This is a genomic window from Candidatus Symbiopectobacterium sp. NZEC135, assembly GCF_025962695.1.
This window is the reverse complement of sequence record NZ_JAGFPF010000003.1, coordinates 91,724-107,053: the sequence shown is the minus strand read 5'-3', so window position 1 is coordinate 107,053 and position 15,330 is coordinate 91,724. Positions and strand designations below refer to the sequence as shown.

The following is a 15,330-nucleotide window of genomic DNA, read 5'->3' as shown; positions in this document are numbered from 1 at the left end:
ATTCAGCAGTGAAATCGTTTTTATTTCATAGGTTGAACGATTCACCTTTCCCAGGTTTGTTAAACGCTATGCTACATTCATGGCGTTGAGGCAATTGCCCAACCAACATGTTACATCTCCCCAATGGTCTCCATACCCTGTGGTATGCAGGCCGAAATCGTATGCAGAAAGGATTATTTTCGATGTCCAATAACGGCCCTGATTTGCGTAATGTCCTTTGGTATAACCAGCTCGGTATGCATGACGTTGAGCGGGTGGGCGGCAAGAATGCCTCTTTGGGTGAGATGATCACCCATTTGTCAGAACTTGGCGTATCGGTTCCCAATGGTTTTGCGACAACGGCGCAGGCGTTTAATGATTTCCTTACGCAAAGCGGTATCAACCAACGCATCTATGAACTGTTGGATCGTACCGATATCGATGACGTGAACCAACTTGCTAAAGCGGGTGCGCAAATTCGCCAGTGGATTATCGACACACCGTTCCAGCCTGAACTTGAGCAGGCGATCGCTGCGGCTTACGATCAACTGTCCGAAGGGGAAAAAGCGGCTTCTTTTGCGGTGCGCTCTTCCGCGACGGCAGAAGACATGCCGGATGCCTCCTTTGCCGGGCAACAGGAGACGTTCCTCAATGTGCAAGGTATTGATGCGGTAATGGTGGCGGTGAAGCATGTGTTTGCCTCGCTGTTTAACGATCGCGCTATCTCTTACCGTGTGCATCAGGGCTACGATCATCGTGGCGTTGCGCTCTCCGCCGGGGTGCAGCGCATGGTGCGTTCGGATCTGGCCGCATCGGGGGTGATGTTTACGCTGGATACGGAATCTGGTTTCGATCAGGTGGTGTTTATCACGTCCGCCTACGGTCTTGGGGAAATGGTGGTGCAAGGGGCCGTGAATCCGGATGAGTTTTACGTGCACAAACCGACGTTGCTTAACCGAAAACCCGCCATTGTGCGCCGTACCATGGGGTCGAAAAAAATTCGCATGGTGTATGCCGACAGTCAGGCTCACGGCAAACAGGTACGTATTGAGGATGTGCCCGCAGAACTGAGCGTGCGTTTCAGCCTCACGGATACCGAAGTGGAAGCGTTAGCGCATCAGGCGCTGCTTATTGAAAAACACTACGGTCGCCCGATGGATATCGAATGGGCGAAAGACGGGCACACCGGTAAGCTCTATATCGTACAGGCGCGGCCGGAGACGGTACGCTCTAACGGTCAGGTGATGGAGCGTTACCAACTGATCAACCGCGGCAAGGTGTTGGCGGAAGGCCGCGCCATCGGTCACCGCATCGGTGCCGGCCCGGTAAAAGTGATTCAGGACATTAGTGAAATGCATCTGGTTCAGGCAGGTGATGTGCTGGTGACAGACATGACCGACCCGGATTGGGAGCCGATCATGAAGAAAGCCGCCGCTATCGTAACCAATCGCGGCGGGCGCACCTGTCACGCAGCGATTATTGCGCGTGAGCTGGGTATTCCTGCGGTAGTGGGCTGTGGCGATGCGACTGAACGTCTCCATGACGGCGAAAAAGCCACCGTATCCTGTGCGGAAGGGGACACCGGATACGTCTATGCCGATCTGCTTGAGTTTCAGGTCAAGAGTTCACAAGTCAACGAGATGCCGCCGGTGCCGTTGAAAATTATGATGAATGTCGGAAATCCCGATCGGGCATTTGATTTCGCCTGTCTACCCAACGATGGCGTCGGTCTGGCGCGGCTGGAATTTATCATTAACCGAATGATAGGCGTGCATCCACGTGCGTTGCTGGAGTTCGACAGTCAAACGCCAGAACTGCAAAAAGAGATCAAACGGCTGATGCAGGGCTATGACGATCCGGTTGAGTTTTACGTTGCGCGCCTGACGGAAGGAATTGCTACACTGGCGGCAGCGTTCTGGCCGAAACGCGTTATTGTGCGTCTGTCTGACTTTAAATCCAACGAATACGCCAATCTGGTGGGCGGCGAGCGCTATGAACCGCATGAGGAAAACCCGATGCTGGGCTTCCGTGGTGCCGGGCGCTATGTGTCACCGGATTTTAAAGCGTGCTTTGCTTTGGAATGCGCGGCGGTGAAACGCGTGCGTAATGACATGGGGCTGACTAACGTGGAAGTGATGATCCCGTTTGTACGCACCGTTGCGCAGGCGGAAGCGGTAGTCGCTGAGTTGGCGCAGCAAGGGCTCAAACGCGGTGAGAACGGCCTTAAGGTGATCATGATGTGTGAGATCCCGTCGAATGCGCTGCTGGCGGATCAGTTCCTGGCACATTTCGATGGTTTCTCCATCGGCTCTAACGACATGACGCAGTTGGCGTTGGGTCTGGATCGCGATTCTGGCGTGGTGTCTGAACTGTTTGATGAGCGCAACGAGGCGGTGAAAGCACTGCTATCGATGGCGATCAAAGCGGCCAAGGCACAGGGGAAATACGTGGGAATTTGCGGACAAGGTCCTTCCGATCACGAAGACTTCGCCATCTGGCTGATGGAACAAGGCATTGACAGCCTGTCACTCAACCCGGATACCGTGGTGCAGACCTGGCTAACGCTGGCAGAAAAGTAATTGTGCAGTAACAACAAGCCCCGGCAATGCCGGGGCTTGTTGTTTAACGCCCTCATTCAGCGTTACGGTTTTGCCTCTTGTTGCAAGAATGCCTTGAACTGAGGGGTCATCACCGTGTCGAATCCGTTGTCTGTTTTGGTGATCAGATAAACGGCTAACCCGTGCTGCTCGGCCACTTTCAGCGCCTTTTCCGTTCCCAATACCATTAACCCCGTGTCCCAACCGTCCGCTTCGAGCGCGGTTTTGGCAATCACGGTGGCAGACACCAGCGTATGGTTAATCGGGTGGCCGGTGCTGGGATCTATCACGTGGGAGTAGCGTTTGCCGTCCTGTTCGAAATAGTTGCGATAGCTGCCGGAGGTACTGATGGAATACCCTTGCAGATCGACTGCCGCTTGCACGGCGTTTTCACTATCGGTGGGTTTTTGAATGGCTACCCGCCACGGCATCCCTTGTCCATTGACCCCGCGACTTGAAATGGCACCGCCGACTGAAACCAGATAATTGGTAATGCCCTTGCGTGTCATCAACTGTGCTAACAGATCGGCACCGTAACCTTCACCCAGCGTTGAGAGATCCACATACAGTGACGGCAGATCTTTTTGCAGCCATTCGCCCTTGCTGTTGCTGGTAAGCGTAAGGTGCTGCAAGCCCACGCGCTGACGGGCGTCATCGATTTGTGCTTGAGTAGGAATGGTCACCGGCTGTTTTTGTGGCCCAAAGCCCCACAGGTTCACCAATGGCCCCACGGTAATATCCATGGCATTGTCTGTTGCCCGGCCAATGCGTTGGGCCACCAGAATGATGTCTGCCATACCGCCGGGAATGGGCTGCGGATCGCTACCTTGATAACGGTTAAAGCGTGACAGGATAGAGTCTTCGCGGTACGTGGAGATATCGTTGTTGGCCTGTTCAAGCAGGGCATCGATCTCTTGTTGCAGATGCGCTTTCTCTTCAGGCAGGTCGCCGCTGATTTTTACGCTGTAAAACGTCCCCATGGTTTTACCTTCCAGGCTGGTCAACGGTCGGCTATCGGCCATCGCGGTGTTGTAGACCACCAGACTGACGAGAATCAGGCACACCCTGCGTGCCAGTGGGGAATGTGACATAGAAAATGACTCCTGATAAAAAGAGACGTTAGAAATAATCCATTACTGCGCGCTTGCAAAGCGGAGATTGATAAAAACAGGATGAGGCGCAATTTCTCAGTAACCGCAGCGGAAAAGTACAGGAGTAACCACAAAAAAATGCCCACCTTAGGGGATGGGCAAAGACTACACACAGCAATTCGTTACTAGCTCTGACGAGGAGGAAACCTCATTGGCAAACTCGCGTTGTCCTTACAAAATGCGTTTGTTCAGCAAGACAACGGTTGACAATCGTTTCATGAATAATGCTAGAAGCTGTGGGGCATTAAGTCATTAAGAATCATCCTAATGGTTAACGTTTTTTTAATGGATTTGTCACGAAGAGATGCGTATTGTCAAACTATTTGATGTAACATCGCGGAATGTTGATAGGAAATCAGAATAATCCGTGGGTACGTTACGAAAAACATTAAAATTATTTATCTATTGATAGGTTTGCCGCAGCGCTGGAGATTACGCTGCGGCAACCGTTGTTACTGCGAGCGTGTCGAACGATCGTTTGGCGGCGATGAGGCGTCCGCAATGATTTCTGGCAACGGCGTTTCCTTCATCCAGGCGGAGAGCAAGCGGTATGACACGGCAAGCACCACCGGGCCGATAAACAGGCCGATCATGCCAAATGCCAGCAGGCCACCAATGACTCCACACAGAATCAGCAGCATGGGCAGATCGGCCCCCATGCGTATCAACATCGGGCGAATAACGTTATCCAGCGTGCCCACCACACAGCTCCACACCAACAGAATAGTGCCCCAGGTGGTATCACCGCTCCAATAGAGCCAGATTATCGCCGGGATCAACACCAGAAGCGGCCCTAACTGCGCCAGACAAAACAGGAACATCACGACGGTGAGCAAGGTTGGGTAGGGGATGCCGGAGATGGCGAGGCCAATGCCGCCCAGCACCGATTGCACGATGGCGGTCACCACCACGCCGAGCGCGACAGCACGAATCGATTGTGCAGCCAGTATCACCGCCGCATCGCCGCGCTCGCGTCCCAGACGAAGCGCAAAGTGGCGCACGCCCTGAGCGACCGCTTCACCTTTGTAGTAGAGCAGGGCGCTAAAAATCAGCATTAGGCCGCAGTGCATCAGGAAACGCCCGATGTGTGCCGCTTGCGATAATAGCCAGGTGGCGGTTTGGCCGATATAGGGTTGTACTTTGGCAAACATACCGCTGCCGCCACTTTGCAGCAAACCGTGCCAACTGGAAAACAGCCTGTCGCCGACCAGGGGAAGGGACGTCAGCCATTCCATGCGGGGAGGCGTCAGTTTTTCTTGTCCGGAGGCCCAACTGACGATGGCGGAGGTGTTGTCCATCACGGTGCTGACCAGGATGGATATCGGCATCACAAACAGCAGGCAGAGCAACAGCGTCATGCCGGTTACTGCCAGCGCGCGCTTGCCCCACAGTAACTTCTGCATTTTCACCATCAGCGGCCAGGTGGCAATCACCACCATGCTGGCCCAGGCGAAGCCCAGAATAAAGGGTTGCACCACCCAGAAACAGGCGATGATCATGATGGTGATAAACATCAAACTGAACAGGATGCGGGGCAAATCAAAACGCTGCTGGCGCGCACTTTGCGGCATTGTTGCAGACAGTGGCGAGTGTGCAGCCAGCGATTTAGGCGATGATGACTTCGACAATGGACAATACCTCTATCTAGAGACCCAACGTTGAACAAGTTCCCTGCGATCGCTCGGGTCATCCGGCGGGGATAACTTATCATGGGGCATTTCTCGCGTTTTTGACAGCGTGTGAGCGGTTTTGTTAACGCATTCACGGACAGGGCCCCAAAAATCATGCTGGGTCGCTAGGCAAAAAGTTTTTCTTGGGATGGCGGCGTATAGCGCTGAAATGTGATAAAACGTAAAACCGCGAATTCGCAGAATGATTTTTACAACAAACACACTCACAACACGCTAATTATTTTTAGTCGACAGACAGGGTCAACACATAATGATCCCACAGATCTCTCATGCACCTGGGCTGGCTCAGCCGGTGCTTAATTTTTTGGATGCTTTGAAGCAACGTGGTTTTACCGGCGATACCGCCACCAGCTATGCCGATCGTTTAACCATGTCGACCGACAACAGCATTTATCAGCTGTTGCCCGATGCGGTGGTGTTTCCTCGCTCAACGGCGGACGTAGCGCTGCTGGCGCAGCTATCAGTACAAGAGCCTTACCGTGAACTGACGTTTACCCCGCGCGGCGGCGGTACTGGCACCAATGGGCAAGCGCTGAACCAGGGCATTGTGGTGGATATGTCCCGCTACATGAACCGGATTTTGGAAATCAATCCTGAGGAAGGTTGGGTTCGCGTTGAAGCCGGGGTGATCAAAGATCAGCTCAATCAATACCTCAAGCCTTATGGCTATTTTTTTGCGCCGGAACTGTCCACCAGTAACCGCGCCACCCTTGGCGGCATGATTAACACCGATGCTTCAGGGCAAGGATCTTTGGTGTACGGCAAAACCTCGGACCACGTCCTTGGCGTGCGTGCCGTGTTGTTGGGCGGTGACATGCTGGATACTCAGGCGATGCCTGTGGCGCTGGCGCAGCAGTTGGCAAAAGAATCTTCACCGATAGGGCGCGTATACCGCACCGTTTTCGAACGTTGCCGCGACCAGCGTGCGCTGATCCTCGATAAATTCCCCAAACTGAACCGATTCCTGACCGGATACGATCTGCGTCACGTGTTCAGCGATGATATGCAAACGTTTGACCTGACGCGCATCCTGACGGGTGCAGAGGGAACGCTGGCCTTTATCACTGAGGCCAAGCTGGATATTACGCGCTTGCCAAAGGTCAGGCGTCTGGTCAACGTCAAGTTTGATTCCTTCGATTCAGCGCTGCGCAGCGCCCCTTTTATGGTGGAAGCCAAGGCGCTTTCGGTGGAAACCGTCGATTCCCGCGTGTTGAATCTGGCGCGAGAAGACATTGTTTGGCACTCCGTCAGCGAACTGATTCAGGATGTGCCCGGTCAGGATATGCAGGGCCTGAACATCGTCGAGTTTGCTGGCGATGATGAAGCGCTGATCGACAGTCAAGTCAGCGCGTTATGTGAACGCATTGATGGTCTGCTCGCGGCCCATGAAGCGGGAGTGATCGGCTATCAGATTTGCCATGACCTTGCGGGGATTGAGCGTATTTACGCCATGCGTAAAAAAGCGGTGGGGCTGCTGGGTAACAGCAAGGGGCTGGCTAAGCCGATCCCCTTTGCGGAAGATACCTGTGTGCCGCCGCAGCATCTGGCCGATTACATCGTCGAGTTCCGTGCGCTGCTCGATAGCCACAATCTGACCTACGGCATGTTTGGTCACGTGGATGCGGGTGTGCTGCACGTGCGTCCGGCGCTTGATATGTGCGATCCGCAACAGGAAGTGCTGATGAAACAGCTTTCCGATCAGATTGTTGCGCTGACGGCTAAATATGGCGGTCTGCTATGGGGGGAACACGGTAAAGGATTCCGCGCCGAATACAGCCCGGCCTTTTTTGGCGAAGAACTGTATAACGAACTGCGGCGCATTAAAGCCGCCTTCGATCCGCATAACCGCCTTAACCCCGGTAAGATTTGTGCGCCGTTGGCCGTCGATGCGCCGATGATGCGCATTGATGCCGAGAAGCGTGGTACTTTCGATCGCCGTATTCCGTTGGCGGTGCGTACCTCGTTCCGTGGCGCGATGGAGTGTAACGGCAACGGCCTGTGCTTCAACTTTGACGTAAACAGTCCGATGTGTCCTTCCATGAAGATCACCGGCAATCGTATCCATTCGCCGAAAGGGCGAGCGACGCTGGTGCGCGAATGGCTGCGTTTGCTTGCCGAGCAGGGTGTTGATCCGGTGACGTTGGAGCAGTCGTTGAGCGAGCGGGGACCCAGCTTGCGTGGCTTGATTGAAAAGACCCGTAATAGCTGGCGTGCGCACAAGGGCGAGTATGACTTCTCTCATGAAGTGAAAGCGTCGATGTCAGGGTGTCTGGCCTGTAAAGCCTGTTCAACCCAATGCCCGATCAAAATCGATGTTCCGGGATTCCGGGCGCGTTTTCTCCAGCTTTACCACACGCGCTATTTACGTCCCGCGCGTGATTATCTGGTGGCCGGTGTGGAAAGTTATGCGCCGTTAATGGCGCTGAGCCCCAAGACGTTCAACTTCTTCCTGAAAATGCCGCTGGTTGACGCCTTGAGCCGCCGGACGATCGGCATGACCGATCTGCCGTTACTCTCTTCTCCTTCGCTGCGTCAGCAATTTGCCGGACACCCGGCAATGACCACCACGCTGGAGCAGTTGGAAAGCGTTGCAGCAGCGTCCCGCGATCGGTATGTGTTGATTGTGCAGGACCCGTTTACCAGTTATTACGATGCGCAAGTGGTGGCCGATTTGGTGCATCTGGTGGAAAAACTGGATCTCAAGCCAGTTCTGTTGCCCTTCTCACCGAACGGTAAGCCGCAGCATATCAAAGGCTTCCTAACGCGCTTTGCTAAAACTGCGGCAAAAACCTCGGATTTCCTGAATCGGGTCGCCAAGTTGGGAATGCCGATGATTGGCGTCGACCCGGCGTTGGTGCTCTGTTATCGCGATGAATACCGTGAAATTCTTGGAGACAAACGCGGCGATTTTCAGGTGCAGCTGGTGCATGAGTGGCTGCTGCCGCTGCTGTCGGCGAGAACGCCCACGGCAGCGCCGCGTGATGATGCCTGGTATCTGTTTGGTCACTGTACCGAATCAACGTCGCTGCCGACCAGCAGCAAGCAGTGGGCCGATATCTTTGCCCGTTTCGGTGCCCGGTTGGAGAATGTCAACGTCGGCTGTTGTGGTATGGCAGGCACCTATGGTCACGAAAGCAAGAACCTTGCTGACTCTAAGGGGATTTACGCCTTATCCTGGCAGCAGGCTCTGCAAAAATTACCTTCCGCGCGCTGCCTCACGACGGGGTACTCATGCCGTAGCCAGGTGAAGCGCATGGAAGGTCAGGGGTTGCGTCATCCGTTGCAGGCGCTACTGGATCTCGTCTGACAGGAGAGCGTTATGCTGTGGAGAAGAACGGTTACGCTGGATCAACTGAATCAACAAAGTCTGGGCTGCATGGTGGAGCACGTCGGCATTCGCTATACCGCGATTAACGACGATTCACTGGAAGGCACCTTGCCGGTAGATGGCCGAACGCGTCAGCCGTTCGGTCTGTTACACGGCGGTGCATCGGTGGTGCTGGCGGAGTCGCTGGGTTCGGTGGCGGGCTACCTGTGTACCGAAGGGGAGCAGCGCGTGGTGGGGATGGAGATTAACGCCAACCATCTACGCGCAGTGACGTTAGGTGACGTGCGTGGCGTATGCCGCGCGCTGCACGTGGGTCGCCGCAATCAGGTGTGGCAAATCGATATTTACGATCAACAAGGTCGTTTGTGCTGCACCTCTCGGCTCACGACGGCTGTTGTGACGCCCTGATTTTTCTGCAATTCCTGAATGCGCGTCAGCCGGCGCGCATTTTCATTCTACGGATCCTCAAGGCAAAAAAGGCACGCGCCGTACAAAATCGGTCTGAAACGCGGTGGCCTTATCCCAACAGCCTTCAAGGCTGAGCTGATGACAAATCAGCTTTAGCGTGTTGCGGGCAAAATAGTAGCTCTGCACGCGGAATAGATGGCAACGCCCTTCGTTATTAATCTCTTTTATCAACCGGTTATGTAATTTGACCAGTGCATGCAGATAGCTCTCATCATCGCCGTTCTTACGGCACAGATCGATCATCTCCATACAGGCATTATGGTAGCGGCGCAGGTGATCGATATGGCTTTCCTGTCGGTTCAACCGCGCTTCGGCCATATAGAAATCTACGGTGACATCCCGGATCAAGAATTTGTACTCATCAATCTGATGCTGTAGCCAGGCATTCACGGATTGCATAGGGATCACCATGGATATTAATGATAATCATTATCATATTTATAATGTTCATCGGGATCAACCTATCGCCCCGTGCCAGAGAAAAAAAAGTATACGGCCTGATAGGACTTTTTGTGGTCAATAATTGCGCAATTAAACCATAAAAACGGTCACGATTTTTCCTGTTTTAAAAATAGGTATCGCCTATGAATGTTATAATTATGATAACGATATGTTTACAGTAATTCACTTGCCTGTCACGTGTCGGTAAATTGGTCATTTATATCAACAAGTTATTTTTTTATCGTCCGTCTGTAAACCGGCGAGCAGGCAAAAAAAAGTCGGATTTTTTAAGGCTTCGGTGAAATGTTACAAATACCCCTGCGAAACAAGAGGTTGAAGCAATAATCATTATCACTAACATTAGGCTCAGACAGAGCTTTTCTGAAACGAGGTACGGCGGATGCAAACGGGAAACGTAGAAACATTTTCACTGGATGAAAATACCTGGAAAGGGCTGACGCTGACGACTAGCGCCGCTCAACAGATCCTGCGTCTTGTCCAGTCTGATGACACGGTGAAAGGGTTACGTTTGAGCGTCAAGCAATCAGGATGTGCAGGGTTTGGTTATGTACTGGATCTGGTCAACGCACCGGATGCGGGCGATCTGGTGTTCGAGCGTGAGGGGGCACACCTGTACGTCCCCTTAAAGGCGATGCCTTTTATCGATGGCACCGAACTGGATTATGTGCGTGAAGGCTTGAACCAGATTTTCAAATTTAATAATCCCAAAGCGCAGCATGCCTGCGGGTGTGGCGAAAGCTTTGGCATTGAGTGATGACTGATATGGCGCGTAGCAATGTAGATGTACCTGATGATGTACAAATCTGGATGGGGGATGGCCGCTACAAAGAGGGCTTTTTCACCGAACTGCCAACGGACCAACTGGGTCGTGGCGTTAATGAAGAGGTGGTGCGAGCGATCTCCGCCAAACGCAACGAACCCGAGTGGATGCTGGAGTTCCGTCTCAATGCCTATCGCGCCTGGTTGGAGATGGAGGAGCCGCACTGGCTAAAAGCGCACTATGACAAGCTGGACTATCAGGAATACAGTTACTATTCGGCACCCTCATGCGGTCACTGTGATGACACCTGCGGCTCTGAACCCGGTGCTAAGCAGCAGTCCAGCATTGCCGAGGTAAACAGCTACCTGACCGCTGAAGTCGAAAATGCCTTCAATCAGCTCGGCGTGCCGGTGCGCGAAGGGCAAGCCGTGGCGGTGGATGCGATTTTTGACTCGGTATCGGTGGCGACCACCTATCGTGAAGAGCTGGCACAACAGGGGATTATTTTCTGTTCGTTCAGCGAGGCGATTCAGGAACACCCCGATCTGGTGCGCCAATACCTCGGCACGGTGGTGCCTGCCAACGATAACTTTTTTGCTGCACTCAACGCCGCTGTCGCCTCTGACGGCACCTTCGTCTACATCCCAAAAGGCGTGCGTTGCCCGATGGAACTCTCCACCTATTTCCGCATCAATGCGGCGAAGACCGGGCAGTTCGAACGCACTATCCTGATCGCCGATGACGACAGCTATGTCAGCTATATCGAAGGGTGTTCCGCGCCAGTGCGTGACAGCTACCAACTGCACGCCGCCGTGGTGGAAGTGATCGTCAACAAAAACGCTGAGGTTAAATACTCTACGGTGCAGAACTGGTTCTCCGGTCAGGATGCCAAGGGCGGTATCCTTAACTTCGTGACCAAGCGTGCGCTCTGTGCCGGTGAATATGCCAAGATGTCCTGGACACAGTCTGAAACCGGTTCTGCCATCACCTGGAAATACCCGAGCGTGATTCTGCGCGGCGATAACTCGGTGGGTGAGTTCTTCTCTGTTGCTCTGACCAGCGGGCATCAGCAAGCGGATACCGGCACCAAGATGATCCATATCGGCAAGAACACCCGCTCCACGATTATCTCCAAAGGGATCTCTGCCGGGCACAGTGAGAACACCTATCGCGGCCTGGTGAAAATCATGCCGACGGCCACCAATGCGCGCAACTTTACCCAGTGCGACTCGATGCTGATTGGCAGCGACTGCGGTGCACACACTTTCCCGTATGTGGAAGTGCGCAACAACAGCGCGCAGTTGGAGCATGAAGCGACAACCTCACGCATTGGCGAAGACCAACTGTTCTATTGCCTGCAACGCGGCATCAGTGAAGACGACGCGATTTCGATGATCGTGAACGGATTCTGTAAGGACGTGTTCTCGGAACTGCCATTGGAATTTGCCGTTGAAGCGCAGAAGCTTCTGGCGATCAGTCTGGAACACAGCGTCGGCTAAGCGCGGCGCACAATAAAAATGCAGCAGGGTGCCGAATGTCAATCTGACAGCACCCTACGCGAATTGATGTTATCAGGCGTGCTCGATACGGCGCCGCAAGGATAAACTATGTTAAGCATTAAGAATTTACACGTAAGCGTTGAAGGTAAGGCCATCCTGAACGGACTGAACCTTGAGGTGAAGCCCGGCGAAGTTCACGCCATCATGGGACCCAACGGTTCCGGTAAGAGTACGCTTTCCGCCACGCTCGCGGGCCGTGAAGATTATGAAGTCAACGATGGCACGGTGACGTTTCAGGGGAAAGACCTGCTGGAGTTAGACCCGGAAGATCGCGCCGGTGAGGGCATCTTTATGGCCTTCCAGTACCCGGTTGAGATCCCCGGCGTCAGTAACCAGTTTTTTTTGCAAACCGCCGTCAACGCCGTGCGTAAATACCGTGAGCAGGAGCCGCTGGACCGCTTCGATTTTGCCGATTTCATTGAAGATAAAATCAAACTGCTGAAAATGCCGGAAGATTTGTTGACCCGTTCGGTTAACGTGGGTTTTTCCGGCGGCGAGAAAAAACGTAATGACATTCTGCAAATGGCGGCGCTCGAGCCGGAATTGTGCATTCTGGATGAGACAGACTCCGGGCTGGATATCGATGCGCTGAAGATTGTGGCTAACGGCGTTAACGCGCTGCGTAATCAGCAGCGCGCGTTTATTATCGTGACGCACTACCAACGTATTCTGGATTATATCCAACCCGATTATGTGCACGTGCTCTATCAAGGCCGCATCGTCAAGTCGGGCGATTTTTCGCTGGTGAAACAGTTGGAGGAGCAAGGCTATGGCTGGCTTACCGACCAACAGTAACACGCTGGCTGAAAAACAGGCCAAAACGCTCCAGCAGTGGCAGGCGTTGTTTGACGCTTCACGCGCGGCGGATGCGCCCAGTGCGCAACATCACTGGCAGCAAGTGATTCGACTCGGTTTGCCGGGGCGCAAGCACGAACATTGGAAATATACCCTGCTGGATGGGCTGCTGGCGCAGCAGTTCAGCGCACCGGATGCCGTGACCCTTGATGAAGATACACTGGCGGTACATGCACTGGCGCTGGAGAGCTGGCGTCTGGTGTTTGTCGATGGCGTGTTCAACGCGACGTTGAGCGATGCGCAGTGGGGGCCCTACCAGATTACGGTGAACGCGCCCCATGCGGCACCCACCGATCTGGCGGCGGTTCAACCTGAATTGTTTTTGCACCTGACGGAAAGTCTGGCAGAGCAGCACAGCGCTATTCGTTTGCCAGCCGGATGTCATGCGGAGAAACCACTGTATATTCTGCATATCAGCAGCGGACAGTCTGCCAGCCTGAACATGGCACACCAGCGTCACCATGTGTATGTTGGGGCGGGAGCCAGCGCAGAGATTATTGAGCACTACGTCAGTCTGGATGACAAGGCACACTTCACCGGTACGCGCTTGACGGTGCATGCTGCTACCAACAGCCAGGTAAAACACCTCAAGCTGGCGTTTGAAGCGGCTGCCAGTTACCACTTCGCCCACAACGATCTGGTGTTGGAACGGGATGCGCGTGTGCGCAGCCACAGTTTCTTGCTGGGTGCCGGATTAACTCGGCACCACACCAGCGCGCAGATTAACGGTGAAGGCGTCAACCTCTCTATCAACAGCCTGATTTTGCCGATTGGCAATGAAGTGTGCGATACCCGCACTTACCTCGAACATAATCAGGGCCACGGTGAAAGCCGCCAACTGCACAAGGCGATTGTCAGTGACAAGGCTCGCGCAGTGTTCAACGGTATGATCAAGGTCGCGCCAGGGGCATTGAAGACTGACGGGCAGATGACCAACAACAACCTGCTGCTGGGGCGTCTGGCGGAAGTGGATACCAAGCCGCAGCTCGAGATTTACGCCGATGATGTGAAGTGCAGCCACGGTGCCACGGTTGGACGTATTGATGACGAGCAACTGTTCTATCTGCGTTCGCGCGGTATTTCACAACAGGACGCGCAGCAGATGATCATCTACGCATTTGCTGCCGAATTGACGGAAGCGCTCGATAACGACACGCTGCAAGAAGCGGTGTTGCAGCGTATTGCGTTGCGCCTGCCGAATGCGGCAGGAGTGGCCTGATGAATTATCCGATTGAGCGTATTCGCCGCGATTTCCCGGTGCTGGCGCAGCAGGTCAACGGGCAGCCGTTGGCGTATCTCGACAGCGCCGCCAGCGCGCAGAAACCGCAGGCGGTCATTGACCGGGAAGTGGCGTTTTACAGTAATGAATATGCTGCAGTGCACCGTGGCATTCATACGCTAAGCGCACAGGCGACCAGCGCGATGGAAGCGGTGCGTGAACAGGTTGCGCGCTATATCAATGCGGCGTCAGCGGAAGAGATCGTCTTCGTGCGTGGCACAACGGAAGCGATCAATCTGGTCGCTAACAGCTACGGCAGCGCTTTTATTCAAGCCGGTGACAATATTCTGATCACCGAAATGGAGCACCATGCCAATATTGTGCCCTGGCAAATGCTGGCGGAACGTCAAGGCGTTGAGCTGCGCGTGCTGCCACTCACGGCGCAAGGTACGCTGGATTTACGCCAATTGGATACGCTGCTGGATACGCATACCCGCTTGTTGGCGGTGGCCCAGGTTTCCAACGTGCTGGGCACGGAAAACCCGCTGGAAGCCTTGATTGCGCGGGCGCGGGCGGTTGGTAGCGTGGTGCTGGTTGACGGTGCGCAGGCGGTAATGCATCAGCGTGTGGACGTGCAGGCGTTAGACTGTGATTTTTATGCTTTTTCCGGTCACAAGCTATACGGTCCCTCCGGTATTGGCGTGCTGTACGCCAAGCATGCGCTGCTCAATGCCATGCCGCCGTGGGAAGGGGGCGGAGCGATGATTCGTGACGTCAGCCTGACACAGGGTACCCGATATGCTGATGCGCCGTGGCGCTTTGAAGCAGGGTCGCCCAACACGGGTGGGATCATGGGGCTGGGTGCCGCGCTGGATTATGTCTCCGCCATCGGGCTGGACGCTATTCACGATTACGAAACGGCGCTGATGCACTACGCGCTGGATGCGCTGAGTACGGTACCGGATATCACGCTCTACGGTCCGGCAGAGCGAAAAGGGGTGATTGCCTTTAACCTTGGCAAGCATCACGCCTACGATGTCGGCAGTTTCCTTGACCAGTACGGTATTGCCATTCGTACCGGTCACCACTGCGCGATGCCATTGATGGCACATTATGGCGTACCCAGTATGTGCCGCGCCTCGTTAGCGGTTTATACTACCCGTGAAGAAATAGATCGGCTGGTTGCCGGACTACAGCGTATTCATCATTTGCTGGGAGGCTGATAAGCCTTTATGCACGTCTGCGTTTCCCCTTGTCTTTT

The 15,330-nt window shown here is 54.2% G+C and carries 11 protein-coding genes and 1 other RNA gene; 8 read left to right on the top strand and 4 right to left on the bottom strand.

Translation table 11 applies throughout. The annotated features are described in order from the left end of the window. Window positions 1-182 precede the first annotated feature (182 nt). Entirely contained in the window at window positions 183-2,558 is a 2,376-nt protein-coding gene (ppsA, locus tag J5224_RS03115; RefSeq protein WP_264623964.1) for a phosphoenolpyruvate synthase, read from the top strand. 62 nt (window positions 2,559-2,620) lie between these two features. Here ppsA and apbE read toward each other — a convergent pair whose 3' ends face one another. From apbE to ydiK, 3 genes are all read right to left on the bottom strand, one after another. After that, on the bottom strand, window positions 2,621-3,598 hold the full coding sequence (gene apbE / locus J5224_RS03110; RefSeq protein WP_413544639.1) for an FAD:protein FMN transferase ApbE: 978 nt from the start codon (window positions 3,596-3,598) through the stop codon (window positions 2,621-2,623). Window positions 3,599-3,797: 199 nt separating this feature from the next. Beyond that, an RNA gene (gene rprA, locus J5224_RS03105) (antisense sRNA RprA) lies at window positions 3,798-3,911 on the bottom strand. Between the two features lie 268 nt (window positions 3,912-4,179). Next, on the bottom strand, window positions 4,180-5,298 hold the full coding sequence (ydiK, locus tag J5224_RS03100) for an AI-2E family transporter YdiK (RefSeq protein WP_264624068.1): 1,119 nt from the start codon (window positions 5,296-5,298) through the stop codon (window positions 4,180-4,182). A 370-nt stretch (window positions 5,299-5,668) separates the two neighbouring features. On the opposite strand from ydiK, the gene J5224_RS03095 reads away from it, so the two are divergent. Continuing rightward, the gene (locus J5224_RS03095) at window positions 5,669-8,725 is read left to right on the top strand and encodes an FAD-binding and (Fe-S)-binding domain-containing protein (RefSeq protein WP_264623962.1); all 3,057 of its coding nucleotides are present in this window, start codon (window positions 5,669-5,671) and stop codon (window positions 8,723-8,725) included. A gap of 12 nt (window positions 8,726-8,737) precedes the next feature. Beyond that, a complete protein-coding gene (locus tag J5224_RS03090) occupies window positions 8,738-9,154 on the top strand; it encodes a hotdog fold thioesterase (RefSeq protein WP_264623961.1) in 417 nt (138 codons plus the stop codon). A gap of 57 nt (window positions 9,155-9,211) precedes the next feature. Here the strand turns inward: J5224_RS03090 and J5224_RS03085 are convergent, their stop codons facing one another. Further along, window positions 9,212-9,613 carry a hypothetical protein gene (locus J5224_RS03085; RefSeq protein WP_264623960.1) on the bottom strand — a complete coding sequence of 134 codons (402 nt, stop codon included), beginning with the start codon at window positions 9,611-9,613 and terminating at the stop codon, window positions 9,212-9,214. 442 nt (window positions 9,614-10,055) lie between these two features. Between J5224_RS03085 and sufA the strand changes: the two genes are divergently transcribed. From sufA to sufS, 5 genes are all read left to right on the top strand, one after another. Continuing rightward, window positions 10,056-10,430: a Fe-S cluster assembly scaffold SufA gene (sufA, locus tag J5224_RS03080; RefSeq protein WP_264623959.1), complete on the top strand. Its 375-nt coding sequence runs from the start codon at window positions 10,056-10,058 to the stop codon at window positions 10,428-10,430. Between the two features lie 8 nt (window positions 10,431-10,438). Continuing rightward, the gene (sufB, locus tag J5224_RS03075; RefSeq protein ID WP_222157332.1) at window positions 10,439-11,935 is read left to right on the top strand and encodes a Fe-S cluster assembly protein SufB; all 1,497 of its coding nucleotides are present in this window, start codon (window positions 10,439-10,441) and stop codon (window positions 11,933-11,935) included. Between the two features lie 108 nt (window positions 11,936-12,043). Then, window positions 12,044-12,790, top strand: a complete 747-nt coding sequence (gene sufC / locus J5224_RS03070) for a Fe-S cluster assembly ATPase SufC (RefSeq protein WP_264623958.1) — start codon at window positions 12,044-12,046, stop codon at window positions 12,788-12,790. Next, window positions 12,765-14,069 carry a Fe-S cluster assembly protein SufD gene (sufD, locus tag J5224_RS03065; protein WP_264623957.1) on the top strand — a complete coding sequence of 435 codons (1,305 nt, stop codon included), beginning with the start codon at window positions 12,765-12,767 and terminating at the stop codon, window positions 14,067-14,069. Before sufC ends, sufD begins: the two co-directional genes overlap by 26 nt. After that, the gene (gene sufS / locus J5224_RS03060) at window positions 14,069-15,292 is read left to right on the top strand and encodes a cysteine desulfurase SufS (protein ID WP_264623956.1); all 1,224 of its coding nucleotides are present in this window, start codon (window positions 14,069-14,071) and stop codon (window positions 15,290-15,292) included. The genes sufD and sufS overlap by 1 nt, the downstream gene beginning before the upstream one ends. Window positions 15,293-15,330: the final 38 nt, after the last annotated feature.

Coding starts and splice junctions, on each gene's coding strand:
- ppsA (WP_264623964.1), top strand. CDS start 183: ATGTCCAATAACGGCCCTGATTTGCGTAATGTCCTTTGGTATAACCAG.
- apbE (WP_413544639.1), bottom strand. CDS start 3,598: ATGGCCGATAGCCGACCGTTGACCAGCCTGGAAGGTAAAACCATGGGG.
- ydiK (WP_264624068.1), bottom strand. CDS start 5,298: ATGCCGCAAAGTGCGCGCCAGCAGCGTTTTGATTTGCCCCGCATCCTG.
- J5224_RS03095 (WP_264623962.1), top strand. CDS start 5,669: ATGATCCCACAGATCTCTCATGCACCTGGGCTGGCTCAGCCGGTGCTT.
- J5224_RS03090 (WP_264623961.1), top strand. CDS start 8,738: ATGCTGTGGAGAAGAACGGTTACGCTGGATCAACTGAATCAACAAAGT.
- J5224_RS03085 (WP_264623960.1), bottom strand. CDS start 9,613: ATGCAATCCGTGAATGCCTGGCTACAGCATCAGATTGATGAGTACAAA.
- sufA (WP_264623959.1), top strand. CDS start 10,056: ATGCAAACGGGAAACGTAGAAACATTTTCACTGGATGAAAATACCTGG.
- sufB (WP_222157332.1), top strand. CDS start 10,439: ATGGCGCGTAGCAATGTAGATGTACCTGATGATGTACAAATCTGGATG.
- sufC (WP_264623958.1), top strand. CDS start 12,044: ATGTTAAGCATTAAGAATTTACACGTAAGCGTTGAAGGTAAGGCCATC.
- sufD (WP_264623957.1), top strand. CDS start 12,765: ATGGCTGGCTTACCGACCAACAGTAACACGCTGGCTGAAAAACAGGCC.
- sufS (WP_264623956.1), top strand. CDS start 14,069: ATGAATTATCCGATTGAGCGTATTCGCCGCGATTTCCCGGTGCTGGCG.